Source organism: Antarcticimicrobium sediminis (assembly GCF_004348975.1).
Classification (GTDB): Bacteria; Pseudomonadota; Alphaproteobacteria; order Rhodobacterales; family Rhodobacteraceae; genus Antarcticimicrobium; species Antarcticimicrobium sediminis.
On sequence record NZ_SMFP01000002.1, the window covers coordinates 90,078 to 115,707 of the forward strand.

Annotated in this window: 23 protein-coding genes; 13 read left to right on the forward strand and 10 right to left on the reverse strand. The window is 64.3% G+C overall.

Features of this window, described 5'->3' with window-relative positions; translation table 11 throughout:
- Positions 1-135 precede the first annotated feature (135 nt).
- The 8 genes from E1B25_RS03735 (at position 136) to E1B25_RS03770 (ending at position 7,632) form a co-directional block, all read left to right on the forward strand.
- Positions 136-807, forward strand: coding sequence for a GntR family transcriptional regulator (locus E1B25_RS03735; RefSeq protein WP_132827335.1), 672 nt, complete (start codon positions 136-138; stop codon positions 805-807).
- Positions 808-844: 37 nt separating this feature from the next.
- On the forward strand, positions 845-1,864 hold the full coding sequence (locus E1B25_RS03740) for an ABC transporter substrate-binding protein (protein WP_165937546.1): 1,020 nt from the start codon (positions 845-847) through the stop codon (positions 1,862-1,864).
- A 63-nt stretch (positions 1,865-1,927) separates the two neighbouring features.
- Complete coding sequence (locus tag E1B25_RS03745) at positions 1,928-2,695, forward strand: ABC transporter ATP-binding protein (RefSeq protein ID WP_132827337.1); 768 nt, start codon at positions 1,928-1,930, stop codon at positions 2,693-2,695.
- Entirely contained in the window at positions 2,688-3,515 is an 828-nt protein-coding gene (locus E1B25_RS03750; protein WP_132827338.1) for an ABC transporter permease, read from the forward strand. Before E1B25_RS03745 ends, E1B25_RS03750 begins: the two co-directional genes overlap by 8 nt.
- Positions 3,516-3,673: 158 nt before the next feature.
- Positions 3,674-4,168, forward strand: a complete 495-nt coding sequence (locus E1B25_RS03755) for an Lrp/AsnC family transcriptional regulator (RefSeq protein ID WP_132827339.1) — start codon at positions 3,674-3,676, stop codon at positions 4,166-4,168.
- 116 nt (positions 4,169-4,284) lie between these two features.
- On the forward strand, positions 4,285-5,760 hold the full coding sequence (locus E1B25_RS03760) for an NAD-dependent succinate-semialdehyde dehydrogenase (protein WP_132827340.1): 1,476 nt from the start codon (positions 4,285-4,287) through the stop codon (positions 5,758-5,760).
- Between the two features lie 42 nt (positions 5,761-5,802).
- The gene (locus E1B25_RS03765; RefSeq protein ID WP_132827341.1) at positions 5,803-7,173 is read left to right on the forward strand and encodes an aspartate aminotransferase family protein; all 1,371 of its coding nucleotides are present in this window, start codon (positions 5,803-5,805) and stop codon (positions 7,171-7,173) included.
- Between the two features lie 237 nt (positions 7,174-7,410).
- A complete protein-coding gene (locus tag E1B25_RS03770) occupies positions 7,411-7,632 on the forward strand; it encodes a hypothetical protein (protein ID WP_132827342.1) in 222 nt (73 codons plus the stop codon).
- Between the two features lie 83 nt (positions 7,633-7,715).
- On the opposite strand, the gene metG is transcribed toward E1B25_RS03770, so the two are convergent.
- On the reverse strand, positions 7,716-9,428 hold the full coding sequence (gene metG / locus E1B25_RS03775; RefSeq protein ID WP_132827343.1) for a methionine--tRNA ligase: 1,713 nt from the start codon (positions 9,426-9,428) through the stop codon (positions 7,716-7,718).
- 55 nt (positions 9,429-9,483) lie between these two features.
- Positions 9,484-10,731, reverse strand: a complete 1,248-nt coding sequence (locus E1B25_RS03780; protein ID WP_132827344.1) for an MFS transporter — start codon at positions 10,729-10,731, stop codon at positions 9,484-9,486.
- 284 nt (positions 10,732-11,015) lie between these two features.
- Here E1B25_RS03780 and E1B25_RS03785 point away from each other — a divergent pair, with 284 nt between their 5' ends.
- A complete protein-coding gene (locus E1B25_RS03785) occupies positions 11,016-12,062 on the forward strand; it encodes an aldo/keto reductase (RefSeq protein ID WP_132827345.1) in 1,047 nt (348 codons plus the stop codon).
- A 103-nt stretch (positions 12,063-12,165) separates the two neighbouring features.
- Here the strand turns inward: E1B25_RS03785 and E1B25_RS03790 are convergent, their stop codons facing one another.
- A complete protein-coding gene (locus E1B25_RS03790) occupies positions 12,166-13,137 on the reverse strand; it encodes a GlxA family transcriptional regulator (RefSeq protein WP_132827346.1) in 972 nt (323 codons plus the stop codon).
- Positions 13,138-13,215: 78 nt separating this feature from the next.
- Here E1B25_RS03790 and bcoG point away from each other — a divergent pair, with 78 nt between their 5' ends.
- The gene (bcoG, locus tag E1B25_RS03795) at positions 13,216-14,133 is read left to right on the forward strand and encodes a 3-dehydrocarnitine:acetyl-CoA trimethylamine transferase BcoG (protein WP_132827347.1); all 918 of its coding nucleotides are present in this window, start codon (positions 13,216-13,218) and stop codon (positions 14,131-14,133) included.
- Between the two features lie 101 nt (positions 14,134-14,234).
- Positions 14,235-15,710 carry a carnitine 3-dehydrogenase gene (locus tag E1B25_RS03800; protein ID WP_132827348.1) on the forward strand — a complete coding sequence of 492 codons (1,476 nt, stop codon included), beginning with the start codon at positions 14,235-14,237 and terminating at the stop codon, positions 15,708-15,710.
- Positions 15,711-15,797: 87 nt separating this feature from the next.
- On the opposite strand, the gene E1B25_RS03805 is transcribed toward E1B25_RS03800, so the two are convergent.
- The 3 genes from E1B25_RS03805 to E1B25_RS03815 all read right to left on the reverse strand — a co-directional run bounded on the left by E1B25_RS03805 (position 15,798) and on the right by E1B25_RS03815 (position 18,030).
- Entirely contained in the window at positions 15,798-16,991 is a 1,194-nt protein-coding gene (locus E1B25_RS03805) for a UbiH/UbiF family hydroxylase (RefSeq protein WP_132827349.1), read from the reverse strand.
- Between the two features lie 84 nt (positions 16,992-17,075).
- A complete protein-coding gene (locus E1B25_RS03810) occupies positions 17,076-17,276 on the reverse strand; it encodes a hypothetical protein (RefSeq protein WP_132827350.1) in 201 nt (66 codons plus the stop codon).
- A gap of 109 nt (positions 17,277-17,385) precedes the next feature.
- Positions 17,386-18,030, reverse strand: coding sequence for a pyrimidine 5'-nucleotidase (locus tag E1B25_RS03815; RefSeq protein WP_132827351.1), 645 nt, complete (start codon positions 18,028-18,030; stop codon positions 17,386-17,388).
- Positions 18,031-18,132: 102 nt separating this feature from the next.
- On the opposite strand from E1B25_RS03815, the gene E1B25_RS03820 reads away from it, so the two are divergent.
- Positions 18,133-18,786 carry a GntR family transcriptional regulator gene (locus E1B25_RS03820; protein ID WP_132827710.1) on the forward strand — a complete coding sequence of 218 codons (654 nt, stop codon included), beginning with the start codon at positions 18,133-18,135 and terminating at the stop codon, positions 18,784-18,786.
- A 1-nt stretch (position 18,787) separates the two neighbouring features.
- On the opposite strand, the gene E1B25_RS03825 is transcribed toward E1B25_RS03820, so the two are convergent.
- Together E1B25_RS03825 and carA are read right to left on the reverse strand one after the other, a co-directional pair.
- Positions 18,788-20,803 carry a glycosyltransferase gene (locus E1B25_RS03825; protein ID WP_245510606.1) on the reverse strand — a complete coding sequence of 672 codons (2,016 nt, stop codon included), beginning with the start codon at positions 20,801-20,803 and terminating at the stop codon, positions 18,788-18,790.
- A 124-nt stretch (positions 20,804-20,927) separates the two neighbouring features.
- Entirely contained in the window at positions 20,928-22,094 is a 1,167-nt protein-coding gene (gene carA / locus E1B25_RS03830) for a glutamine-hydrolyzing carbamoyl-phosphate synthase small subunit (protein ID WP_132827352.1), read from the reverse strand.
- 184 nt (positions 22,095-22,278) lie between these two features.
- On the opposite strand from carA, the gene E1B25_RS03835 reads away from it, so the two are divergent.
- The gene (locus E1B25_RS03835) at positions 22,279-22,752 is read left to right on the forward strand and encodes a GatB/YqeY domain-containing protein (protein WP_132827353.1); all 474 of its coding nucleotides are present in this window, start codon (positions 22,279-22,281) and stop codon (positions 22,750-22,752) included.
- 223 nt (positions 22,753-22,975) lie between these two features.
- On the opposite strand, the gene E1B25_RS03845 is transcribed toward E1B25_RS03835, so the two are convergent.
- On the reverse strand, positions 22,976-23,494 hold the full coding sequence (locus E1B25_RS03845) for a DUF2244 domain-containing protein (RefSeq protein ID WP_132827354.1): 519 nt from the start codon (positions 23,492-23,494) through the stop codon (positions 22,976-22,978).
- Positions 23,495-23,674: 180 nt separating this feature from the next.
- Positions 23,675-25,345: a cytochrome c oxidase subunit I gene (gene ctaD / locus E1B25_RS03850; RefSeq protein ID WP_132827355.1), complete on the reverse strand. Its 1,671-nt coding sequence runs from the start codon at positions 25,343-25,345 to the stop codon at positions 23,675-23,677.
- Between the last annotated feature and the right edge of the window lie 285 nt (positions 25,346-25,630).

A 25,630-nucleotide genomic window follows, 5' to 3' on the forward strand; every position in this document is an offset into this window, starting at 1 on the left:
CCGCCTGATTCTGGCCTGAGTGCGGCGCGAATCCTGCTGCGTTGCGGCGTGGAAATCAACGGAAACGATCTTGCACCGTTTTGGGAATGGTGAAACAAACGTGAAAATGTCCAATATTTTTGCGTTGGGAGAAGCATGGTTTTCGGACGCGATGCCAAGGAAGATGCAACCGTTGTGGCCATGCTGGCCTCGGCGGTGCGCCGTGATATTTCCTTTGGCGCGTTGCAACCTAGCCAAAAGCTCAAGATCGAAGACCTGCGGCGGCGCTATGGCGGATCGAACCACTCGATGCGCGAAACCCTGCGGATGCTCAGCGCCGAGGGGCTGGTCGAGGCCACCGCGCAACGCGGGTTCCGCGTGACCTCGGCGACCGAGGACGATCTGCGCGACATCATTCTGGTGCGTGCCGAGGTCGAGAAACTGGCGCTGTCTCTGGCCATTGCCCAAGGTGATATCGCATGGGAAGGGCGCGTGATCGCCGCCCACCACGCCCTGCGCAAGGCCGAAGAGGCGGTGCAAGCGATCCCCGACGATCTGACCGCGCTGGAATGGGACGAGGCCTGCCGCGCCTTTTCCGCCACCCTGATCGCGGCCTGCGCCAGCCCGCGCCTGAGCGATCTGCAACGCAAGTTCTTTGACCAGAGCCGCCGCTTTCGGCTGGCGCTGCTGCGCGAGGGGCGGCTGGATTTTGCCCGCCGCAAGGCGCGGCAGCAGGCGCTGCTTGACGCGGTGCTGGCACGCGACGCGACCGCCGCGATTTCGACGCTGACACAGGATATCGAGGCCGAGCTGAGATCTGGGGACTAAGCCCCTGAAACCACGACTGATCATACCGGAGGAGATCATGATGAACCTGAACCGCCGCAAGGCCCTCGCCCTGATCGGGGGCACCGCCGCCGCAACCGCCTTGGCCGCCCCGGCCATCGCCGCAAATCGCAAGATCAAGGTGGGCGCGCTGCGCTTCACCTCGCATTCGGCCAACTTCATCGCCGTCGAGCGCGGCTATTTCGCCGATGCCGGTCTGGATGTGGAGCTGGTCTTTTTTCAGGCGGCGCAACCGATGGCCGTGGCGATTGCCAGCGGCGATATCGACTATGCGGTCACCGCCATCTCGGGCGGGTTGATTTCGCTGGCACAAAAAGGCGCGGTCAAGGTGATCGGCGGGTCGCTGTCCGAGGAAGAGGGCATCGACGGCCAGCTGATCCTGGCGTCGGATGCCGCCTTCAAGTCCGGGGTCGACCATCCCTCCAAGCTGGGCGGCAAAAGCTTTGGCGTGACGCAGACCGGCTCTTCGTTCCACTATATGGGCTCGAAGGTGGCGCAGGCCGAAGGGATCGAGATGTCCTTCAAGCCGTTGCAAAAGGTCGGCGCGGTGATCGGGGCGCTCAAGTCGGGCCAGATCGACGCCTGGAGCATCGTGCCCCATATTGCCAAGCCGCTGGCCGGCTCGGGCGCGGTGCATATCATCGGCAAGATTCAGGATTATATCCCGAACTATCAGGTCACAACCGTCTTCACCTCGGCCAAGAACGCGGCGGAGGAACGGGCGATGACCGAAAGCTTTATTGCCGGGATGTCGCGGGGCGTTGAGGACTACAACAACGCGATGATCGAAAAGACCGGCGGCGAGGCCGGGATGAACGAGATGGTCGATCTGATCCACAAATACGTCTACACCGACCGTCCGCGCGAAAAGGCCGCGCCGTCAATCATCAACGGCACCATGCGCCTGAATCCGAACGCCGCGCTCAACATCGCCTCGGTCAAGGATCAGCTCGACTGGTTCAAGGCCGGCGGGATGGTCGACGCCTCGATCACCATGGATGTGCTGGTCGATCCCTCCTACGTCGAGACCATCGGCTGAAGACTACCCATCTTCCGGGGCGCGGCGTGACCCGTGCCCCGGATCTGATTTTCGGAGAGTGAAATGGATATCAGGCTGGAGTCGATCCACCATTCCTACAAGGAATTCGAGGTGCTGCGCGACATCACCCTGGATATCCCGAAAGGAAAGATTGTCTGTATCGTCGGCCCCTCGGGCTGTGGGAAGTCCACCCTGCTGCGGTTGATCGGCGGGCTGGAAAAACCCGGGGCAGGCCGTGTGGTGCAGGTGGGCGCGCCGCCTGAAAACTGTCTCAACCCGCTGACCTATGTGTTTCAGGATTTCGCCCTGCTGCCTTGGCGTAGTGTGCGCGGCAATATCTCTCTGGTGCTGGAGGATCACCGCATTCGCGGCGCCGAGGCGACCCGGATCATCGACGACGTGCTGGCGCGCACCAAGCTGACTGATTTCGCCGACGCGCTGCCAAAGCAGCTTTCGGGGGGCATGAAACAACGGGTGGCCATCGCCCGTGCCTTGGCGGTGAACCCGGCGGTGATGCTGATGGATGAACCGCTCTCGGCGCTCGACAGCCAGACGCGCGAGTTGTTGATGGACGATCTGGTCAGCCTCTGGTGCCGCCAGCCGTTTACGGCCGTCTATGTCACCCACAACCTGCACGAAGCGGTGCGGCTGGGGCATTCCATCGTCGTTCTGTCGCGCCGTCCGGGGCGTATCCGAGAAATCGTGGAGATCGACACCCCGCTGGAGGAGCGCCAGATGGGCGATACCGATCTTGACCTGAAACAGAAATACCTGTGGCAGTTGATGCGCGACGAGGCCCGCGCGGCGGATGCGGAGTTGCTCAATGTCTGATGTTCCGCTGACCGCCCCCTCAACCGCCCCCGCACAGACCCAGACCATCGCTTTTCGCGGCGGCGGTTTTGCCCCGCATACCCACCGCTGGGTCGGGGTCGCCGTTTTCGTGGTGCTGATCCTGATCGCCGAATGGGGCACGCGGACGGGCTGGATCTCGGCGCTGACGCTGCCGCGCCCCTCGGATGTGTTCAAAACCTTTGGCGAATTGTACAGTTCGGGCCTGCTGTTCAAACATCTCGGCCCATCGCTGGCGCGGTTGGCGGTCGGGGCAACGCTCGGGGCCTGCGTCGGGGTCAGCGTTGGTGTTCTTATCGGGTTGTTCTCCTATATCCGCTCGGGGCTGGTGCCGCTGGTTGCGGCGCTGTTCCCGATCCCCAAGATCGCGCTGCTGCCGCTGTTCGTCATCTGGTTCGGCATTGGCGAGGGCTCGAAATACGCGCTGATCGCCTTTGGCACCTTCACCCCCACGGTGGTCGCCACCTATGCCGCCGTCGACAACGTGGACCGCACGCTGATCCGCATGGGGCAAAGCTTTGGCCTGTCGTGGTGGTCGATCGTGCGCAAGATCGTGCTGCCCGGCGCGATGCCCGGCATCCTGTCGGGGCTGCGCATCAGCCTCGCCATCGCCATCATCCTGCTGGTCGCGGCCGAGATGCTGGGCGCGGAATATGGCATCGGCGCCTATATCCTGCAGGCCGGGTCGCTGTATGATCTTGAACGTCTGTTTGCCGGGGTGGTGATCCTGTCTTTGCTGGGGGTGCTGGTCAGCGCCATCATCGCTATGATCGAACGTCGCGTGTTGGGCTGGCGCACCTGAGCCTGAGCGTTTGCGCCGCCCCTGTCTTCGGTGGCGGCGCGGGCCCGGCCTGATCCCCTGAGACCAAGAGAGGTTTTGTCTCCCGCTCCGCGCTCTGATAGGTCTGCGGCGTGCCCCGTGCCCAAGGTGCGGCGGCCCCGGCGAAGATGCGAGGCGACATGAGCCATCCTGACAAGCGCGATATCGAGATCCTCAAGGTGCTTTCCGGTGAGGGGCGTATCACCAAGGCGGCCTTGGCCGAGCGGGTGGGCCTGTCGCCAACCCCCTGTTGGAACCGGCAGCGAAAGCTTGAGAAATCCGGCGTAATCGAAAGCTATAACGCGCGGATAAACCTTAAAAAACTGGCGCCGCACGTCACCGTTTTCGTCGCTGCCGAACTGGCCGACCACACCGCCGCGAGTTTCCGCGCCTTCGAGGCTTCGATGGCCGATTATGACGAGGTTGTCTCCTGCTGGGCGCTGGGGGGGGGCTATGATTACCTGCTCCAGATCGTGACCCGCGACATCAACGCCTATCAGCGGCTGATCGACGAGATGTTAGAGGCGCGCATCGGGCTGGCGCGCTATTTCACCTATGTTGTGACCAAGCCGGTGAAAACCGGCGGCGCGCCACCGCTCGACCTGCTGGTGCGAAAAGAGGATTCCCCGTCCTGATCGGGGGGAGCGAGAGGATTCCTCTCCTGCGGGTCGCAAGTTCGGTCCTTTCTGCCGCCGTTCCCATGTCAGTCTGACCCAAGACACAGGGGGACGGCAGCAAGGGGGCGACTGACATGTCCGAAACGGCACTCTCGGCGCGCAGGGATATTACCGACAAACGGCTGTTGCGCAGCTTTTCCTATATCGACGGCAAGTGGTGCGCCGCGACCTCTGGTGCCACCTTTGAGGTGAGCGATCCGGCCAGCGGCGATTTCCTTGCCGATGTGGCCAGCCTGTCGGCCGAGGAAAGCGCGGCGGCGGTCGATGCCGCCCAAGCCGCCTTTGCCGGTTGGGCCGGTCTGCTGCCGCAGGAGCGTTCCGCCATCTTGCGCCGCTGGTTCGATCTGATGATCGAGCATCGCGAGGATCTGGCCCGCATCATGGTGCTGGAACAGGGCAAGCCGCTCACCGAGGCGCGCGGTGAGATCGACTATGCAGCCGCCTTTGTCGAATATTACGCGGAAGAGGCCAAACGCCCGAATATCGAGGGGGTCACCAGCCATCTGCCCGATGCCGAGGTCGAACTCTGGCTGGAGCCGGTGGGCGTTGTCGCGCTGATCACGCCGTGGAATTTTCCCGCCGCCATGCTGACGCGCAAGGCCGCTGCCGCGCTGGCTGCCGGGTGCACCGTGGTGGCGCATCCCGCGTCCGAGACGCCGCTGTCAGCCCTCGCGCTAGCCGAGCTTGCCGAACGCGCCGGAATGCCTGCGGGTGTGTTCAATGTGGTGACCGGGCGCGCCAGCACCGTGGTGCCGCCCTGGACCTCCAGCGCGCAGGTGCGGGCGTTGTCCTTCACCGGCTCGACCGAGGTGGGGCGCATCCTGTATCGCGACAGCGCGGCGAGCATCAAGAAACTGGTGTTGGAATTGGGCGGGCACGCGCCGGTGATCGTGTTCAAGGGTGCCGATCTGGACGCGGCGGTGGCCGAGACGCTCAAGGCGAAATTCGCCACCTCGGGGCAGGATTGTCTGGGCGCCAACCGGATCTATGTGGAGCGTCCGATCTACGCCGAATTCTGTACCAAGTTCACCGAGGCCACCCGCGCTCTGCGCGTGGGGCGCGGCATGGACGACCCCGATATCGGCCCGCTGATGAACGAAAACGCAGTTCTCAAGCAGGAAGCGCATGTGGCCGATGCGCTGGATAAGGGCGCGACGCTGGCCTGTGGTGGCAAGCGCCATGCACTGGGGCCGCTGTTCTATCAGCCCACGGTGCTGACCGATGTACCCGACACCGCCCTGATCATGCGCGAAGAGACCTTTGGTCCGGTCGCCCCCATCACCGCCTTTGACAGCGAAGAGGAGGTGATCGCGCGCGCCAATGCCACCGAATACGGGCTGGTCGCCTATGTCCATTCGCTGGACCCGCGCCGGATCTACCGGGTCAGCCGGGCGCTGAATTTCGGCATGGTGGCGGTCAACCGCACCAAGGTGACCGGCGCGCCGATCCCGTTTGGCGGCACCAAGCAATCGGGGCTGGGCCGCGAGGGGGCGCGGCTGGGCATGCAGGAATTCATGGAACTCAAATACGTCTGCCGCGACTGGGGCTGAGCCTGACTGCGCGGCGCACCGAAATCGAAGAAAGGGAACGACATGCTGAAGAACGACCAACTGGAACAGTGGGACCGCGACAATTTTTTCCACCCCTCCACCCATCTGGCCGAGTTCGCCCGGGGCAACCTGCCGCAACGGGTGATCACCGGCGGTTCGGGCTGTCATATCGAGGACCGCGAGGGCAACCGGCTGCTGGATGCCTTTGCCGGGCTGTATTGCGTCAACGTCGGCTATGGTCGCCAAGAGATCGCCGAGGCGATCGCGGATCAGGCGCGCGAACTGGCCTATTATCACGCCTATGTCGGCCACGGGACCGAGGCCAGCATCACGCTGGCCAAGATGGTGCTGGACCGCGCGCCAGACCATATGAGCAAGGTCTATTTCGGCCAGTCCGGCTCGGACGCGAACGAGACCAATATCAAGCTGGTCTGGTACTATAACAACATCGTAGGGCGGCCTGAGAAGAAGAAGATCATCAGCCGTTGGCGCGGCTATCACGGCTCGGGGCTGATGACCGGCTCGCTTACCGGGTTGGAGGCGTTTCAGAAGAAATTTGACCTGCCGCTTGATCGGGTGATCCATACCGACGCGCCGTATTATTTCCGCCGCGAGACCCTTGATCAGACCGAGGAACAGTTCACCGCCCAATGCGTGGCCAGTCTTGAGGCGCTGATCGAACAGGAGGGGGCCGATACCATCGCTGCCTTTATCGGGGAACCGGCGCTGGGCACTGGCGGGCTGGTGCCGCCACCCGCAGGCTATTGGCCTGCGATTCAGGCAGTGCTGGATCGCCACGACATCCTGCTGATCGCCGATGAGGTGGTGACCGGCTTCGGGCGTCTGGGCACCATGTTCGGGTCCGAGCACTATGGCCTCAAGCCCGACATCATCACCATCGCCAAGGGGCTGACCAGCGCCTATGCGCCGCTGTCCGGCTCGATCGTGTCGGACAAGGTCTGGGCGGTGCTGGAGCAGGGCACCGACGAAAACGGCCCGATCGGTCATGGCTGGACCTATTCGGCGCATCCGATCGGGGCGGCGGCCGGGGTGGCCAACCTCAAGCTGATCGATGATCTGAATCTGGTGCAGAACGCGGGCGAGATGGGGGCGTACCTCAAGCGGACATTGACTGAGGCGTTGGGCGATCACGCTCATGTCGGTGACATACGCGGCGAGGGGCTGCTCTGCGCGGTGGAGTTCGTTCAGGATCGCGATAGCCGCACATTCTTCGACGCTGGCGACAAGGTGGGGCCGACCGTTGCCGCCAAGCTGCTGGATGAGGGGGTGATTGGCCGCGCCATGCCGCAGGGCGATATCATCGGGTTCGCACCGCCGTTCTGCTTGACGAAAGATGAGGCCGACGAAGTTGTCGGCAAGCTGGTCAAGGCGGTGGCTGCCGCCGGGCTCTGAGCGGAGCGGATCGGACTGGGCCGCACCCGTGCGGCCCATTTCCGTTTGGCGGGACTTGTTCAGGTTTTGGGGGAACAGGTTTCGCTATGCTGCGGAAATCGTTTCCCTTTTTGGGTTCGACACCGGCTTTCCCTTTTGGAGCCTGACAGGTTGTTTCTGCGGGGGTAAAAACAACCTTTGTCGTTTCAGCCAAAATCCGACACAATGCGCGCAACCTATTTTGAAAGGTCCGGGGACATGAAAACTGGCTTTGTACTGATCGTTTTGTCTGTTGTCGTCGCAGGGTGCGGCGGCCAGCGCTATGCCGAAGGGTGGTATCAGCGCAAGGCGCAATGCTCCAACGGCGATTTCACCGCCTGTTCCGAGATTGGCCATCAGGCCCGCGCCGCACAGGGCGGCACCACGCAGGAGCGCGCGCCTGCGTTCCAAGGGCCGCTGTCGGAGCCGATCATCGACTGATCCCGTTTTGAACGACAGGACGACATGGAAAAGGGGCGCGCCGTGGCACGCCCCTGCTTGTCGTTGCTCTGTGCCGGTGCGCCTTAGCTGCGGACCCCGGCAAAGCGGGTCTGCCAATCGTCGCGCTCGTCATCGGTGATCTTGCGAAACAGGTTGTCGGGCACGGTAAAGGTATGGCCTTCGGGCAGCGCCGAGAGCGCCTCGGAAACATCACCGGGCCAGGTCGCGTCCTGCGCGCCCATCGCCTCCAGCATCTGACTGGCGGCTGCGGGGATGAAGGGCATCGAGAGCACCGCGTAAAGCCGGATCAGGTTCAGCCCCAGCCGCACCTGCGCCGCGGCGCGCTCCGGGTTTTCCTTGAAGGTGGCCCAAGGCGCGGCGGATTGCAGGTATTCGTTGCCCGCCACCCAGATCGCCCGCAGCTCCTGCGCCGATTTGCGGACCTCGACCGCCTCCATATGCCCCTCATAGGCTCGGATGCGGTCGGTCAATTCCGTGATCAGCGCCTGTTCCTGTTCACCGTATGCGCCCCCCTCGGGCACCGCTTCGCTGAATTTGGAGCGGCAGAACTTGGTGATGCGGCTGACGAAATTGCCCAGAACATCGGCCAGATCCTTGTTTGCCGAGACCTGGAAGTTTTCCCACGTAAACTCGGCATCCGAGCTTTCGGGCGCATGGCTTAGCAACCACCAGCGCCAATAGTCCGCCGGCAGGATTTCCAGCGCCTGATCCATGAACACCCCGCGCCCGCGCGAGGTCGAGAACTGGCCGCCATCATAGTTCAGATAGTTGAACGACTTGATGTAATCGACCAACTTCCACGGCTCCCCGCTGCCAAGGATCGTGGCAGGGAAGCTGAGGGTGTGGAACGGCACGTTATCCTTGCCCATGAACTGGGTATAGGTCACGTCCTCGGCGCCCTTGTCGGAGCGCCACCAGCGCTCCCAATCCGTGCCCTTGCCGGCATCGACCCATTCCATGGCGCAGGCGATATATTCGATCGGCGCGTCGAACCAGACATAGAAGACCTTGCCGTCCATGCCGCTCCACGGGGCGCCGTCGAACTGCGCCGGGACGCCCCAGTTCAGATCGCGGGTGATGCCGCGATCCTGTAGCCCGTCGCCGTCGGTCAGCCATTTCTTGGCGATCGAGGTGGTCAGAACCGGCCAGCCTTCGCGGGTGTCGATCCATGTCTCAAGCTGTTCGCGCATCTTGGATTGCAGCAGATACAGGTGCTTGGTTTCGCGCATTTCCAGATCGGTGGCGCCAGAGATGGTGGAATGCGGGTTGATCAGGTCGACCGGGTCAAGCTGCTTGGTGCAGTTGTCGCATTGATCGCCCCGCGCGCTTTCAAAGCCGCAATTGGGGCAGGTGCCCTCGATATAGCGGTCCGGCAGATACCGCCCGTCGGTCGGCGAATACATCTGGGTCTCAGAGCGCTCTTCGATCAGGCCGTTTTCATACAGCTTCACGGCAAAATGCTGGGTCAGCTTCTGATTGTGCGCGCTGGAGGAGCGCCCGAAATGATCGAAGCTGAGCTCGAAGCGGCGGGCGATATCGGCCTGCACCTCGTGCATCTCGGCGCAATATTCGGCGACCGGCTTGCCGGCCTTTGCGGCGGCCAGTTCCGCGGGCGTGCCGTGCTCGTCGGTGGCGCAAATAAACATCACCTCGTTGCCACGACCGCGCTGGTAGCGGGCATAAAGATCGGCGGGCAATTGCGAGCCCACCAGATTGCCCAGATGCTTGATCCCGTTGATATAAGGGATTGCCGAGGTGATGAGTGTCCGTGCCATATCGTCCGTCGCCTTCCTGACTGCGCGGCGTGTGTAGCGCAGCCACGGCGGGCCGTCACCCCCTGTCGTTGGGGGGGACGTCGCGGGTCTTGTCGCGCTGGCGTCCGGTCAGCCGCCCGATCAGGAACGAGGTGCGCGGGCTGTAGACATAGGGGGTCTTCTGTGGCGCCGGGCGTGCCCGCATGCGCCACAGGCCAAAGCCCACCAGCAGCAGATGCGCGAAAGAGATCAGCGCGAACATCGCCGCCGGTCCATAGGCGTGGATCAGCAGCGAGGAGACATAGGGCGCGGCAATGGCGCCAAGCGCGAAATGGAACATCAACGCCGCCGAGAGTTCCACCCGCTCGCTGGTATCGGTGAAATCATGGGCATGGGCCGCCGAGACCGAATAGATCGGAAAACTCATCACCCCGAACAGGAAGGCCGCCCCCATCACCCCCCAAGTGCCGCTGTTCTCGGCCAGAATGGTGATGCCCGAGGCCCCGATGGTCGCCGCCGACAGGCAGATCAGCACCCAGCGGCGGTCGAACTTGTCCGCCAGCCAGCCCGCCGGGTATTGCGCCAGCGCGCCGCCCAGAACAAAGGCGGCAAGGAAGGTGGCGATCTGATCCGTGCTCAGCCCCACTTCGCGGCCATAGACCGGCCCGACCATGCGGAAGCTGGAGGAGGACAGCGCCGCGACCAGAACACCGGCGACGGCGAGCGGCGAGCGTTGGAGCGGCAGCATCGGGCGCAGCCGGGGTGCGGCGGGGGTTTCGGGCTGCGAGGCGCGCGACAGGGTCAGCGGCAACAGCGCGGCGCAGCACAGGATCGCCAGCAGATTGTACGAGACATAGCTGGCGGGCTCCAGCACGCCGATCAACAGCTGCGCCACCAGCGAGCCGGTCATATCGACCACCCGATAGATCGCGATGGTCCGCCCGCGCGAGGCATTGGTGACCTTGGCCTGCAGCCAAGCCTCGACGATGGTATAACAGCCGGCGATGCACAGCCCGGTCGCCATCCGCATGATCGCCCAAGCGGTCGGGTTGACCACCAGCATATGCGCCAGCAGCCCGATCGCGCCGGCGGCGGTAAAGGCGGCGAAGGCGCGCGAGTGGCCGACAGTGCCCATCAGCCGTGGTGCCCACCAGCAGCCGATGAAGAAACCGAGGAAATGCGACGAGCCCAACAGGCCGATCTGCGCGGTGCTAAATCCCAGCGCCATCCCCGACAGCGCGTCCAGCGGGCTGACCCCGCCCGAGGACAGTTGCAGCAGAAGGACGGAGAGGAACAGGGCGGAGAAGGAGATGATCAGGCGCATGACAGGGCCACCATGCGTGTCCTGACAGCGATGTCGAGCCCTTTCGCGACCCGGCATGTCGCACGCGAGCCGCTGCGCCTTTCGAGGCTGGGCGATTGGCCGGTGTCTGCACTGGTCCTGCTCAAAAATCGCGCGTTGTGCGCCGGTTGTATCGGCGCTTGTGACCTTGGTCTGGTTGCTCTGGTCTGGCTTTGGCCGGTTTCGGATTGCCCCTGTCGCAGCAGCCGCTAGGGTCCGCCCCGAAAACGCCCGCAAAACGACCCTGAGAAAGATGAGAGCGCACCATGAAGATGAACCCGCTGGGCCGCACCGGCCTGACCGTATCCGACTTGTGCCTTGGCACCATGACCTTTGGCACCCAGACGCCGGAGGACGAGGCGCACGCCCAGATCGATTGCGCATTGGCGGCGGGGATCAATTTCATCGACACCGCCGAGATGTATCCGGTGAACCCGGTGAGCAAGGAAACCGTGGGCCGCACCGAAGAGATCATCGGCAGTTGGAACGTTGCCAATCCGGCGCGACGCGGCGATTTCATCCTTGCCACCAAGCATTCCGGCGAGGGGATGATGCACGCCCGCGACGGTGCGCCGATCAGTTCGGCCACGATTCCGCAGGCGATCGAGGGCTCGCTGCGCCGGCTGCGGACCGATCATATCGACCTGTATCAGTTCCACTGGCCGAACCGGGGGAGCTACATGTTCCGCAAGAACTGGCGCTTTGACCCCTCGGGCCAGAACCGGGAAGAGACGCTGGCCAATATGGAAGACTGCCTCGATGCGCTGCAACGGCAGGTGGACAAGGGCAATATCCGCCATTTTGGCCTGTCCAACGAATCCGCCTGGGGCACCGCGCAATGGCTGCGTCTGGCCGAGCAACGGGGCGCGCCGCGTGTTGCCTCGATCCAGAACGAATATTCCCTGATGTGCCGGCTCTATGACACCGATCTGGCGGAGCTCAGCATGAACGAGGATGTCGGGCTGCTGGCGTTTTCGCCGCTGGCTGCCGGGTTGTTGAGCGGCAAATATCAGGACGGCGCGGTGCCCGAGGGCTCGCGCATGTCGCTGGTGCCGGAACTGGGCGGGCGCAAGGGGCCGCGCGCCTTTGAGGCGGTGGCGGCCTATCTGGAGATTGCCGGGCGGCACGGGATTGACCCGGTGCATATGGCGCTGGCCTGGTGTGGGACGCGGCCCTTCATGGCCTCCACGATTTTCGGGGCGACGCGGATGGCGCAGTTGGAGCATGCGCTGGCCTCGGTCGAGGTGAATTTGAGCGACGAGATCCTTGAGGTGATCGACGCGGCGCACCGGGCGCATCCGCTGCCCTATTGATGGGGTATGAGTGACGTCTGAATGACATCGCCGTAGTAACGTCGCTGCGCGACGGGCCTCCGGCGGGAGTATTTTGACCAAGAAGAAGCGGGGGCGGGCCAGTTCAGGCGCGGGCCTTTCTCAGGGCGCGCGCCGATTGCCCGTGGGCGGCGCGAAAGGCGCGGGCGAAGCTGGCCTGCGAGCCGAAGCCGGTAGAGAGCGCCACGTCCATCAGCGCCATGTCGGTATCGGTGACCAGCCGCAGCGCCTCGCTCAAACGCAAAGCGAGGGCGTGCGCCTGAGGCGTGGTGCCGAGCCGGGCGCGGAACTGCGCCTCCAGCGTGCGGGGGCTGACACCGCAGCGCCGGGCGACCTCGGTGATGGGGCGCGGCGCGTCGAGCGTTTGTTCCATTACCGCACTGGCGCGCGCGGTGAGCGGCGAATGGCGCGGGTCGCCGCCGCTGCGACGTTGGGCGCGGGCCGGATCGGCCGGGCTGTCATGGATGAAGAGCGCCGCCACACGCGCCGCCAGCGCCGCCCCGTGGCGGGCCCGGATCAGGTGCAGCATCATGTCGATGGCCGGCAGCGCCCCGCCGCAGGTCATCCGTGCGCCGTCCACATGGAATCGGTCGTGCAGCACCTCGATCTCGGGGAAGCGGCTGGCGAGACGTTCCAGATCCTCCCAATGGGTGGTGGCGCGGTGCCCGTCGAGCAGCCCGGCCGAGGCCAGCAGCCATGAGCCGCCGTCAATGCCCCCGATGCAGGCGCCGCTGGCGGCCAGCCGGCGCAGGCTGGCGCGCAGGGCAGGGGTATCGTGCCGCTCCAACCTGAAACCCGCGATGACCAGCAGCAGATCGCAGCCTTCGAGCCGGGGCAGCGGCGTGCCGGGGACGGCGATGCCGCCGGTCAGGGCCGCCGGTGCGCCGCTGGCGGTGACATAGGACCAGTCAAACAACGACCGTCCGGCCAGCCGGTTGGCGGCGCGCATCGGGTCGACCGCGGCGGCCAGCGCCAGCATGTTGCTGTCCTCCAGCACAAGGATCGCGGTCTTGAGCGGCGCCTCGGCGGGGGCAAAGATGATATTTGCGGATTTCATCAAGTTTTATGCGTATCATGCAAAGAAGAACGGGCCAAGTCGCGCCATGCTGGCTTTGAACCGAAGGAGAGAGATCAGATGCCGCTTGCCATGAACCGCGAGGTTTTCATCACCTGTGCCGTGACCGGATCAGGGGCGACGCAGGACCGCAGCCCGCATGTGCCGCGCAGCCCGGACCAGATCGCCGAAAGCGCCATCGACGCCGCCCGTGCCGGTGCGGCGGTGGTGCATTGCCATGTGCGCGACCCCGAGACCGGCGCGCCGAGCCGACGGCTGGATCTGTATCGCGAGGTGACCGATCGGATCCGCGAGGCGGAGGTGGACGTTGTGCTGAACCTGACCGCCGGGATGGGCGGCGACATGGTGTTCGGCAGCCCGGAGCGCCCCTTGCCGTTGCAGGACGCGGGCACTGACATGATCGGCGCCGCCGAACGGGTGGAACATATCGCGCAGTGCCTGCCGGAGATCTGCACGCTGGATTGCGGCACGATGAATTTCGCCGAGGCCGATTACGTGATGACCAATACGCCCGGCATGTTGCAGGCGATGGGCCGGATGATCACCGCGCTGGGCGTCAAGCCAGAGATCGAAGCCTTTGACACCGGCCATCTTTGGTATGCGAAACAACTGGTCAAGGACGGTGTCCTTGACGCCCCCGCGCTGGTGCAGCTGTGCATGGGGGTGCCTTGGGGTGCGCCGGATGACCTCAATACCTTCATGGCGATGGTCAACAACGTGCCCGAGGACTGGACTTTTTCCGCCTTCGCGCTGGGGCGCAACCAGATGAGCTATGTCGCCGCCTCGGTGCTGGCGGGCGGCAATGTGCGCGTCGGGCTGGAGGACAACCTGTGGCTGGGCAAGGGCGTGCTGGCGAGCAATGCGCAGCTGGTGGAGCGGGCGGTGACGATCGTCGAGGCCATGGGGGCGCAGGTGATCGGGCCGCAGGCCGTGCGCGAAAAGCTGGGGCTGGTGAAACGGGCACCGATGCCACAGTAAGCGCGCGGTAAAACGGCGAAGACTACAGACATTCAAGGGCGCGCCGGTGCAGTGGGCGCGCCATTATCTACATCGCAGAAATCGGGACAGGGAGGCCAGCTATGGCACAGGTGGCAAGTATCATCGGCGGGGGCGTGATCGGCGGCGGATGGGCGGCGCGGTTCCTGTTGAGCGGCTGGGACGTGCAAGTGTTCGATCCCGACCCGGAGGCCGAGCGCAAGATCGGCGAAGTGCTGGCCAATGCCCGCCGGTCGCTGCCGGGGCTGAGCGACGTGGCATTGCCCGACGAGGGACGGCTGAGCTTTCACTCTGATCTGGCCGAGGCGCTGAAAGGGGCCAGCTGGATTCAGGAAAGCGTGCCAGAGCGGCTTGAGCTCAAGCACAAGGTCTTTGCCGATATTCAGGCGCTGTGCGATCCGGCGGCGGTGATCGGGTCCTCGACCTCGGGGCTCAAACCCAGCGAATTGCAGCAGGGCGTGGCGCGCCCGGAACAGATCGTGGTCACTCATCCGTTCAACCCGGTCTATCTGTTGCCGCTGGTGGAACTGGTGGGGAGCGCGGCCAACACGCCCGAGAGGATGGCGGGCGCAAAATCCACGCTGGAACGTCTCGGTATGTTCCCGCTGCATGTGCGCAAAGAGATCGACGCCCATATTGCCGACCGGCTGCTGGAGGCGGTCTGGCGCGAGGCGCTTTGGCTGGTCAAGGACGACGTGGCTACGACGGAGGAAATCGACGAGGCGATCCGCATGGGCTTTGGCCTGCGTTGGGCGCAGATGGGTCTGTTTGATACCTATCGCGTGGCCGGTGGCGAGGCTGGGATGAAACATTTCATGGCCCAGTTCGGCCCTTGCCTGCAATCGCCCTGGACCAAGCTGACCGATGTGCCGGAGTTCACCGACGAACTGGTCGATCTGATCGCCGGACAGTCGGACGCGCAATCGGGGCATATGAGCATCCGCGAGATGGAGCGGCAGCGCGACGACAACCTTGTCGGCATCCTGCGCGCGCTCAAGGCGCAAGGTTGGGGCGCGGGCGCGGTGCTGGGGGCGCAGGACGCGCGGCTCAAGGCTGGCAGCGATCTGGCGGGTTATGCCGAGGAGATGGTGGATGTGTCGCGCCCAATCGTGACGGTGCGCCGGGCGGTGCCGCTGGACTGGACCGATTACAACGGTCACATGAACGAAAGCCGCTATCTGCAAAGCTTTTGCGATGCCTCGGACCGGTTCATGGAGCTGGTGGGATGCGATGCCGATTATATCGCCTCGGGCGGCAGCTATTTCACTGCCGAGACCCATATACGCCATCTGGCCGAGGCCCTTGCGGGGGATCGGATCGAGGTGCGCACGCATCTTTTGATGGGCGAGGGCAAGAAAATGCACCTGCTCCATACGATGTATCGCGGCGAAGAGCCGGTGGCGACGGGGGAGCATATGCTGATTCACGTCAGTCTGGAAACCCGCCGCCCATCCGCGCCAAGCGCGCGGATCGAGGCCAATATGGCGCGCATCACTGCCGCCCAGGCCGAACTGCCGCGCCCCGAGGGCGTGGGGCGGTATATCGGCGCGCCGCGCTAGCGGGCGGGGTGTTCGGGCGGTCCTTCGGGACGGCCCGAGCGAAACTATGTCAGGGGGCCGTGCCGTCTTTTGAGCGGTGGGCGCGCCTTAGCGCACGCCCAGCCCCATCTGCATCAAGGTGCGGCGCACCGGGGCCATGGAATACAGCGCGTTTAGCCCAGCGGCGCGCAGGTCGCGCAGCGTCGGGGCCCCGGCCATGGAGGCGCGGTTGAGCAGGTCGATCCCCTTCACCCGGATCACGACCTCGGAATGGCGGGCCTTGTGATAGGCTTGCAACATCTGCGCATCGCCCAGCCCCTCGGGGCGGGCCTCGGCCAGATCCAGCAGCGCGCGCAGATCGCCCAGCGACATGTTCAGCCCCTGCGCGCCGATCGGGGGCACCACATGCGCCGCCTCGGCCATCAGGGCCAGCCGCTCGCCTGCCATCCGCTCGGCCCGCTGGCTGATGATCGGCCAGACGCTGCGGCGAGAGGCCAGTTTCAGCGGCCCGAACAGCCCGCAGGAGCGTTCGGTCATCGCCGCCTCGAAGGCCTCGACCTCCATCTGCATCAATTCCATCGCGCGCGGGCCGCGCTCCATCCACACCAGCGCGGAGGAGGGGCTGCCGTGATAGTCGGGCAGAGGCACCAGCGTGAAGGGCCCGCCGGAGCGGTGGATCTCGGTCGAGACATTGTCATGCGGGATCGGGTGGGTGGTGGCAAAGGCCAGCGCCTTTTGACCATAGCGCGTGGTATGCACGTTGATCCCGGCCGCTTCGCGCATCGGCGAATTGCGCCCGTCGCAGGCCAGCACCAGCCGGGTGCTGACGCGGCTGCCATCGCTGAGCCCGACCCGCGCCGCCGCCGTGCGGGTAAACAGCGAGGTGGTGCCGGTGCCGGGGCGGAAATCGACATTCGGTAGGCCTGCCAGATGCGCCACCAACTCGCGCCGCAGCAGCCAGTTGGGCAGGTTCCAGCCAAACGGGCTGTCCGAGATGTCGGCGGCGTTGAATTCGCGCACGATGCGCGGCTCGGGGAACTCGCCGCCGGCATCCACGATGCGCATGATCTGCAAGGCGGCGGCCTCGGGGGCTAGCCGGTCCCACAGCCCGCAGCGCGCCATCAGCGCCTGACCGGGTTGCAGGATGGCCGTGGTGCGCAGATCCGAGCCTGCGGCGTCGCGCTCGGTCACGGGCGGGGTGGGATCGACGCAGATCACGTCGAACCCCGCATGGCCAAAGGCGGCCGCCGCAGTCAACCCGGCGATACCGCCGCCGGAAATCAGGATATCGCATTCGGTCATCGCGCCACTCCGTCTGGTCGCGCGCATCCTAATGGGCGCAGACGCCAGAGGCCAGATGACATCCTGCTCCGGCGCGTCGGATTGCTAGCCGCGCGAGACGAGGATCAGCACGATCCAGACCACCGGCACCAGTGCCAGCGCCGGGATATAGAGACCGGGCACGCCGAACAGGGCGACCGAGGCGGCCCAGAGCGCGAGGAAAATAACGACGGAGACCAACAGCCAGATGGCGGCTTTGTTGTCGGGCTGGTTCGAGCCGTGCTGATCGGGAGCGGAGGAGGACATGAGCGGTCTTTCGATTGTGAATTCCAGAACCGCTTAGGTAGGAGATACTGCCGCAAATAGAACGCGCGAATTGTCGCAACGCGGCAAAGTGCCGTGGCGTGACCGGAAATCAGACCAATTTGGACAGAAAGGCTGACAGATCGTCGGTGTGATGTTGGATGTGCTCTGCCTCGTGCCGCTCGGGGGCGACATGGACGGTGCGCATTCCCATCTCATGCGGGGCAGCCAGATTGCGCGGATCATCCTCGAACATCGCGGCGCGGCGCGGATCGACCCCGTCGCGGGCGAACACCGCTTCAAAGGCCGCGCGTTCGGGCTTGGGCCGGAACCCGGCGTCTTCAACGCCATAGACCGCATCGAACAGCCCTGACAGACCGCGCGCCTCCAGCACCCGCTCGGCATAGGGGGCGGATCCGTTGGTATAGACGATGCGCCGTCCGGGCAGGTTGCGGATATGGCCGGCAAGGGCGGTGTCGCGCTCCAGATGCTCAAGCGAGATGTCGTGGACCTCGACCAGATAGCGCGCCGGGTCGATCCCGTGCACCCGCATCAGCCCGGCCAGCGTGGTGCCATATTGCGCCCAATAGGTTTTGCGCAGCTGATCGGCCTCGGGCTTGGTGACCTTCAGCTCCTCCATCACGAACCGCGTCATGCGCTGTTCGATCTGATCGAACAGCCGCGCGCGGGGCGGATACAACGTGTTGTCCAGGTCAAAGACCCAGTGTGCGACGTGATTGAATGCGTGTTTGACCATGGCCCAGATGTAGGCGCGCAGGCGGCGTGTGACAATGGCGTGCTTGATCGCTCGGGGCCGGGGGCTGTATGCATCTTCATGATGAAGGAGAGCGATCGCCGCATGAACCAGATCAAGCAACCGAATAAAGACGCCTATTCCCAGATTTTGGAGGCGATCGATATCGGCGTCTACAGGCCCGGCGACAGGCTGGTGGAAAGCGAACTGGCAGAGCGGTTCGGCATGTCACGCACACCGATCCGCGAAGCGTTGCAGCGGCTGGAGACGCAATCGCTGCTGGAGCGGGACGGCCGGTCGCTGATCGTGGCCTCGCTGGATCACAACCAGATGGCCGAGCTTTATGTGGTGCGGCGCGCGTTGGAGGGGCTGGCGGCGCGACAGGCAGCGCGCCACGCCACCGAGGAAGAGGTCCGCGTGCTGCGCGAGATGGTGCAGGACGACGACAAGTTGGTGGGCGATCCGGTGGCGCTGTCGCGCGCCAACCGGCGGTTTCACAAGCAGATCCATCTGGCCTCGCACAACCGCTATCTGGTGCAGCAGCTTGATCTGGTGCACCGGACGATGGCGCTGATGGCGACCACGTCGCTGGCCGCCAAGGGGCGCGGTGAGATTGCCCAGAACGAACATGCGGGCATCGTTGCGGCAATCGAGGCACGCGACGAGACGGCGGCCGAACAGGCGCTGAATGATCACATCTCGATCGCGTTCATGACCCGGCTGAAACAGGACGCCGACGAGCGGGAGACGCGCGGCTGATCTAGGGCCCGGTGCCGAGCGTGGTGTCTCGTGTGGCGTCAACTATGGGGGCGGGGTCGGCTGTGGGGCCGTTTGCGGGCTCGGCCGTGGGGCAGTCGGGGTGGGCTTGGCCGTGCCGGGTCTTGTCCCAATAGAACGGCTTGAGAAACAGCTCGTACATCGCCTTATAGACCGCGACGACCCCCAGCAGGTAGTAAAACATAAGCGTGGGCACCCAGCCCAGCAGAAAGCGCCGCTCGGGACGGGCGACGGCCGCCATGCCGATGACCATGGCCAAAAGCTCTGCCGAGAGCGCCAGTGCGATGCCAGCGTTCAGGACCGAATGCGAGACCAGTGGCCCGATTGCATGCGGCAAGCCCAGCGTCAGCATCCAGAATGACCACATGAGCGGCGTCAGTAGAAACTGTCCCAACGTGCCGAGGAAAAAGGCCTGCATCCCGAAGAACCGGCGCGGCCCCAGATCGGACCAGAGCCGGGCGGGGCGACGCATATGGACCAGATAGGTCACCATGAACCCCTTGAGCCAGCGGGACCGCTGCCGGACCCAGGGCCAGGGGCGACAGGTGGCCTCTTCATAGGTGACGGTGTTGAGCAATTCGGTGCGATAGCCGGCGCGATACAGCCGCACGCCCAGATCGGCATCCTCGGTTACATTGTGGGCGTCCCATCCGCCAAGTGCCTCTAGCGGGGCGCGGCGAAAGAAATGCGTGGTTCCGCCCAGCGGCACCACCAGGTGCAGGCGGGCGATGCCGGGCAGGATCACGCGAAACCAGCTGGCATATTCGATGGTGAAGCAGCGCGCGCGCCAATTGGTGCGCGGGTTATAGAAATCGAGGATTCCCTGAATGCAGGCAACCTCGGGCGGGGCGATGGCAAAGCGGGCGGCGACGCGTTCGATCTGGTCCGGGGCCGGAGCATCTTCGGCATCCCAGACGCCGATCAACTCTCCCCGGCAGAAATCCAGCGCATAGTTCAGCGCCCGTGGCTTGGTGGTAAGGCCGCGATGGGCGGGCACCTCGATGATGCGCATCCAGGGCGGCAGATCGGCATGGGTCAGGGCGCGGCGGGTGGTCTCGTCATGTTCTTCCAGCACCAGCAGCACCTCAAGCAGCGCCTTGGGATAGCTCAGCCGCGACAGCCGACGAACCAGCGCGCCGGCGATCTCGGTCTCGTGATACAGCGCCACCATCACCGAGACGCGTGGCAGCCGCTGTGGTGCCTTTCGGTCTGCTCCGGCGGCGGCCGGGAATGCGGGGTCCGCTGGGGCGGGATCGGATGCGCGCGGGCGATCCCGCCCCAGCAGATGCGCCAGTGCGCCGGTCAGTCGGAGCGTCATGAACAGCACCAGAGTCGTCATCGCCGCCGCGCTGGCCAGTGACAGGCTGGCCATGGGGGCGATGGTCAGCAGGGCGACGCAAGCGAGGAACGCCAGCCCGACGCCAAGCCGGCTGCTCGGGGTCCAGCCCCGGCAGCTGAGCCGGGCGGGGACGCGGGTGCTGGCGCCCTCGGCCAGTTCCACCGGGCAGGCACGCGCGATGGCGGATTGGAGATCAATCGGGTCTGCCAGCACCGGCTGGAGCGGGCCGAACACCTCGCCCAACACAGTGCGCACCCGTGCAAAGCGGTGCGGCTCTGTGATCGCGATCTTGACCTGGCCGTCTTCATGTCGCCACGGGATCAGCCCATGCGCGACCCAGAAACGGGCCGGCAGGCGTGCGATCAGCGCCGGGTCGGGCGGATGGTACAGCGGATCAATCGTTTCCAGCCCGAATTGCTGCGCCAGGGCGTCGCGGATGGCGGCGCGGGTGGCCCAGCCCTCGGCAACGAGGATTTCGCCGATCCGCGCGTCGAGCCGGGATTGCAGGTGAAGCGCGAAAACCAGCTGTCCCGGTGTGATGACGCCCATTTCGATCAGCAGGCGACCCAGCGGAGTGGTGACCGATGTCGCATGGAGCGCTGTAACCGCCGCCCTGTGACGCAATTCCTGCATACCCGACACCAACCAATAAACACGCACTGGTTGTGCAGTCTGAGGCGGGATGCGTTAACGAGGGCTTAACGACAGGGCCGTGTCGCCACGGCCCCGTAAATTGGCCCCACCCTTGGGCTGCGATCAATCAGGCCAAGCGGTGGGCCGGGCGTCAGACGGTTTGCTTGCGCGCTTCCATCGCCTCGGCGAAGCGTTCGAACAGGTAAAAGCTGTCCTGCGGGCCGGGGCTGGCCTCGGGGTGGTGCTGCACCGACCAGACCGGGCGATCGGCCATGCGGATACCGCAGTTGGAGCCGTCGAACAGCGACTGGTGGGTTTCGATGACGCCGTCGGGCAGGCTTTGCCCATCGACGGCGAACCCGTGGTTCATCGAGGTGATCTCGACCTTGCCGGTTTCGAGATCCTTGACCGGGTGGTTGGCCCCGTGGTGGCCGTGGTTCATCTTGACCGTCTTGGCCCCCAGTGCCAGCGCCAGCATCTGGTGACCGAGACAGATGCCAAAGACGGGCAGATCGGTCTGGTCCAGAACCGCGCGGATCATCGGCACGGCATAGATGCCGGTGGCGGCCGGGTCGCCGGGGCCGTTGGACAGGAACACCCCGTCCGGTTCATGCGCCAACACCTCTTCGGCGGTGGCCGTGGCGGGCAGGACAGTCACGTCGCAGCCGGTGCTGGCAAGGCAGCGCAGGATATTCCGCTTGGCCCCGTAGTCGAGCGCTACGACCTTGTATTTCGGGTCTTTTTGCGGGCGATAGCCTTCGGGCCAAGCCCAGCGCATCTCGTCCCAGCGATAGGATTGGGCGCAGGTCACCGTCTTGGCCAGATCCAGCCCCTCCAGCCCGCAGAAGCCACGGGCGGCGGCGACCAGCGCCTCGATGTCAAAGTTGCCATCGGGGTCATGGGCCAGTGCCACATGCGGGGCGCCCTGTTGCCGGATGGCGCGGGTCAGGCGGCGGGTGTCGATGCCCCCGATGGCGATGCGGCCACGTTGTTCCAGCCAGCCGGTCAGGGCCTCGGCGCTGCGCCAGTTGGAGGGTTCGGTCGGATCCCATTTCACCACCATGCCGTCGGCCACCGGATCGCCGGTTTCGTCATCCTCGGGATTGACGCCGACATTGCCGATATGGGGAAAGGTGAAGGTGACGATCTGGCCGGCATAGGAGGGGTCGGTCATGATCTCCTGATAGCCGGTCATCGCGGTGTTGAAGCAGAGCTCGGCCACGGTCTGGCCGGTGGCGCCGAAACCGGTGCCATAGAACACGGTCCCGTCGGCCAGCGCGAGGCAGGCAGTGGGTTTGGTCGGGGCGGTCAGGGCCATGGCGCAACTCTCCTTGCGGACAAACTGGTGGATAGGTAAGGGGCGCCGGGGTTGGGGTCAAGTCCAGCTGATTTTTGGGAGATTGTTATTTATCAACAACTTAGCCAAAAAATGCTGCGGGTTGTACCGGGCTTTTTCGTCCTATAGTGTCGGGAGTTCGATTCCATGGGGATGGACAGATATTATGGATATGCGCACTCGGGTCAATACGGCCCTGAAACAGGCGATGAAGGAAAAGGCGGTCGCACGGCTGTCGACCCTGCGTCTGATCAATGCGGCGATCAAGGATCGCGAAATCGCCGCCCGTGGCGATGGCGAAGAGGCCGCCGTGGGAGACAGCGAAGTGCTGGAAATCCTTGGCAAAATGACCAAGCAGCGCAAGGAGAGTGCGCGCGCCTATGAAGAGGGCGGGCGGCTGGATCTGGCGGAGCGGGAGCGCGAGGAAATCACCATCATCGAGGAATTTTTGCCGCGCCAGCTGAGTCAGGGCGAGGTCGAAAAGGCCGTGCTCGAGGCGGTGGCCGAGACCGGGGCGAATTCGATTCGTGACATGGGCAAGGTGATGGGGGCGCTGAAATCGCGCTATACCGGACGGATGGATTTCGGCAAGGTCGGCCCGCAGGTCAAGGAACAGCTTTGCGCTGGCGGCGGCTGCTAAGCCCGCCACGGGCCGTTTACACATCTTAACAGGGTGCGTTTGCGGGGTTTTTCACCCTGCGGCCGCCGCGACATCGGTCTGAAACAGGGAGTTTCAGGCCTTTTTTGTACGATCCGCCCCATCGCCATCTGGGCTGCGCGGCGCGGATCGGGGCCTTTGCCCCGTGTTTTGTACAAGACAGGCACGATCGTGCCAAATCCAGCGTGCGTTGCGGTAAGACAGGTTAACGCGGCGGTTCAGCACCGCGGGGCCGCAGGGCCGTGACAAGTTCATCATACAACGCGCGGCGCTCGTCCTCGGACAGGAACGCGCCGATCTCGACCTCGCGCCCGCCGCCGCGCAGGGTGACATAGAACGGCACCGGGCCGCCCGTGGTGTGCATCTGCGGGCTGACCCAATAGCGGTTGCACTCCCAGTCCTGCAGCGCGCCATTGGGGTTGTGGCGGATCAGATGGGCATTGTCCTCGGTGAGGGTCAGAACCTCGAGAATGCTGCGGTGATAATAGCTGCGGCTGAGGGCGAGCCAGATGCCGCCCACCGCCATCAGGATGAAGGGCAAGATCCCCCAAAGCAGCACCGAGCCCAGCAGCGCCAGAAGCGGCACCATCAACAGGGTGAACGTGGTGAGGACAAAGATCGCCAGCCCCCGGCGCGGCAGTGAATTGTGCGGCCAGAGGTGCAGTTCGCGGGCGGCGCTCGCAGAACCGGGATCAGTATCGGGATCGGTCCAAGTATAGGGCATGGCCGGATGAATTTAACCGCTTGCCGGGCGGTGTCGAGACCTTGGGCCGGAGGAGGGGGAGAATTCACGCGGCGCTGCGGCTACTTTGCGTAATTGTGGTGCGCAAATGGGGGCCACAAAAGAAAAGCCCCGGTTGCGAGAACCGGGGCTTTGTCTGTTTTCAGGATCAAGGCCTCGCGCTTAGTGCGCGTGGCTCTTGTCCCAGTCCTCACGCTTGGGAAGCTGCTCGAACGTGTGTTCGGGCGGCGGCGAGGTCAGGGTCCATTCCAGCGTATCCGCGTATTCGTTCCAGTAGTTGTTTTCGGTCACGCGGCGCCCCTTGAGCAGGGCGTAGATCACGATGCCGAAGAACAGCAGGAACGAGGAGAAGGAAATCAGCGCGCCGATCGACGAGATCTGGTTCCAGAAGGCAAAAGCCTCCGGGTAGTCGATATAGCGGCGCGGCATGCCCTGACGCCCGAGGAAGTGCTGCGGGAAGAAGGTCAGGTTGACGCCGATGAAGAACAGCCAGAAATGCAGTTTGGCCAGCGGTTCAGAATAGTGACGCCCGGTCATTTTTCCGAAGTAGAAGTAGACCCCGGCAAAGATGCTGAAGGCCGCCCCCATCGACATGGTGTAGTGGAAGTGGGCCACGACGTAATAGGTGTCGTGATAAGCCCGGTCCACACCGGCCTGGCTGAGCACGATCCCGGTGACGCCACCGATGGTGAACAGGATCAGGAAGCCGAAGGCGAACAGCATCGGGGCCTTGAACTCGACCGAGCCGCCCCACATCGTGGCGATCCAGGAGAAGATCTTGACCCCCGTCGGCACCGCGATGACCATCGTGGCCAGCATGAAATAGGCCTGCTGGTTCAGGCTGAGACCCACGGTGTACATGTGGTGCGCCCAGACGACGAAGCCCAGCCCGCCGATCGCGATCAGCGCCCAGACCATCGGCAGGTAGCCGAAGATCGGCTTGCGCGAGAAGGTCGAGATCACGTGCGAGATCAGGCCAAAGCCGGGCAGGATCACGATGTACACTTCCGGGTGGCCGAAGAACCACAGGATGTGCTGGTACAGGATCGGGTCACCGCCGCCGGAAGGATCGAAGAAAGTGAAGCCGAAGTTGCGGTCCATCAGCAGCATGGTGATGGCGCCAGCCAGCACAGGCAGCGACAGCAGGATCAGCCAGGAGGTGACAAAGATCGACCAGGCGAACAGCGGCACCTTGAACAGGGTCATGCCCGGGGCCCGCATGTTCAGGAAGGTGGTGATCATGTTGATCGCGCCAAGGATCGAGCTGGCGCCCGAAACGTGCACGGCAAAGATCGCCAGATCCATCGACAGGCCGCCCTCTTTGACCGACAGCGGCGGATACAGCACCCAGCCGACACCGGAGCCGAGCTGGTCATTGCCACCAGGGCTGAGCATCGAGGCGACACCCAGCGCGGTGCCCGCGACATACAGCCAGAAGCTGAGGTTGTTCATCCGCGGGAACGCCATGTCCGGCGCGCCGATCTGCAGCGGCATGAAATAGTTGCCAAAGCCGCCGAACAGCGCCGGGATCACCACGAAGAACATCATCAGGACGCCGTGATAGGTGATCAGCACGTTCCAGAGGTGGCCGTTGGGGGTACATGTGCCGCCGTCATTGAACAGGCGGAACCCCTCGAGGCACATGAACTGCACCCCCGGTTCCATAAGTTCCAAGCGCATGAAAACGGTGAAGGTCACTGAGATAAGGCCGACGATGGCCGAGAAGATCAGGTAGAGAAGCCCGATATCCTTGTGGTTCGTCGACATGAACCAGCGGGTAAAGAAACCGCGCTGGTCCTCGTGTTCGTGACCATGAATGGCTGCGTCTGCCATTTGGTGCCTCCTGTTGCATGTGACAGCGTGACGCCCTTGAGGGCGCACGTATTCATGCAGGTTTTAGGATGCCCCGAGAGTCGCAGCAATGGCAGAATTTGATCTGGATCAAGAATAATTGTCGCGCCCCCCCGGATGCGGTGGGGAAAAATTCGGTTGATTTCGACGTGGAAACCTCTGCTCGAGATTGATTTTCGCCCTGTTCGACCCGGTGTTTGCGCAGCGTTCCGGCCTGTGCGGGGTGGCTTGACGCGCCGCACGCGCGCGCTCACAAACGGGCGAGCA

Bases quoted from the DNA above. Each gene is read 5' to 3' on its own strand.
- E1B25_RS03735 (WP_132827335.1), top strand. From the start codon at position 136: ATGGTTTTCGGACGCGATGCCAAGGAAGATGCAACCGTTGTGGCCATG.
- E1B25_RS03740 (WP_165937546.1), top strand. From the start codon at position 845: ATGATGAACCTGAACCGCCGCAAGGCCCTCGCCCTGATCGGGGGCACC.
- E1B25_RS03745 (WP_132827337.1), top strand. From the start codon at position 1,928: ATGGATATCAGGCTGGAGTCGATCCACCATTCCTACAAGGAATTCGAG.
- E1B25_RS03750 (WP_132827338.1), top strand. From the start codon at position 2,688: ATGTCTGATGTTCCGCTGACCGCCCCCTCAACCGCCCCCGCACAGACC.
- E1B25_RS03755 (WP_132827339.1), top strand. From the start codon at position 3,674: ATGAGCCATCCTGACAAGCGCGATATCGAGATCCTCAAGGTGCTTTCC.
- E1B25_RS03760 (WP_132827340.1), top strand. From the start codon at position 4,285: ATGTCCGAAACGGCACTCTCGGCGCGCAGGGATATTACCGACAAACGG.
- E1B25_RS03765 (WP_132827341.1), top strand. From the start codon at position 5,803: ATGCTGAAGAACGACCAACTGGAACAGTGGGACCGCGACAATTTTTTC.
- E1B25_RS03770 (WP_132827342.1), top strand. From the start codon at position 7,411: ATGAAAACTGGCTTTGTACTGATCGTTTTGTCTGTTGTCGTCGCAGGG.
- metG (WP_132827343.1), bottom strand. From the start codon at position 9,428: ATGGCACGGACACTCATCACCTCGGCAATCCCTTATATCAACGGGATC.
- E1B25_RS03780 (WP_132827344.1), bottom strand. From the start codon at position 10,731: ATGCGCCTGATCATCTCCTTCTCCGCCCTGTTCCTCTCCGTCCTTCTG.
- E1B25_RS03785 (WP_132827345.1), top strand. From the start codon at position 11,016: ATGAAGATGAACCCGCTGGGCCGCACCGGCCTGACCGTATCCGACTTG.
- E1B25_RS03790 (WP_132827346.1), bottom strand. From the start codon at position 13,137: ATGAAATCCGCAAATATCATCTTTGCCCCCGCCGAGGCGCCGCTCAAG.
- bcoG (WP_132827347.1), top strand. From the start codon at position 13,216: ATGCCGCTTGCCATGAACCGCGAGGTTTTCATCACCTGTGCCGTGACC.
- E1B25_RS03800 (WP_132827348.1), top strand. From the start codon at position 14,235: ATGGCACAGGTGGCAAGTATCATCGGCGGGGGCGTGATCGGCGGCGGA.
- E1B25_RS03805 (WP_132827349.1), bottom strand. From the start codon at position 16,991: ATGACCGAATGCGATATCCTGATTTCCGGCGGCGGTATCGCCGGGTTG.
- E1B25_RS03810 (WP_132827350.1), bottom strand. From the start codon at position 17,276: ATGTCCTCCTCCGCTCCCGATCAGCACGGCTCGAACCAGCCCGACAAC.
- E1B25_RS03815 (WP_132827351.1), bottom strand. From the start codon at position 18,030: ATGGTCAAACACGCATTCAATCACGTCGCACACTGGGTCTTTGACCTG.
- E1B25_RS03820 (WP_132827710.1), top strand. From the start codon at position 18,133: ATGAACCAGATCAAGCAACCGAATAAAGACGCCTATTCCCAGATTTTG.
- carA (WP_132827352.1), bottom strand. From the start codon at position 22,094: ATGGCCCTGACCGCCCCGACCAAACCCACTGCCTGCCTCGCGCTGGCC.
- E1B25_RS03835 (WP_132827353.1), top strand. From the start codon at position 22,279: ATGGATATGCGCACTCGGGTCAATACGGCCCTGAAACAGGCGATGAAG.
- E1B25_RS03845 (WP_132827354.1), bottom strand. From the start codon at position 23,494: ATGCCCTATACTTGGACCGATCCCGATACTGATCCCGGTTCTGCGAGC.
- ctaD (WP_132827355.1), bottom strand. From the start codon at position 25,345: ATGGCAGACGCAGCCATTCATGGTCACGAACACGAGGACCAGCGCGGT.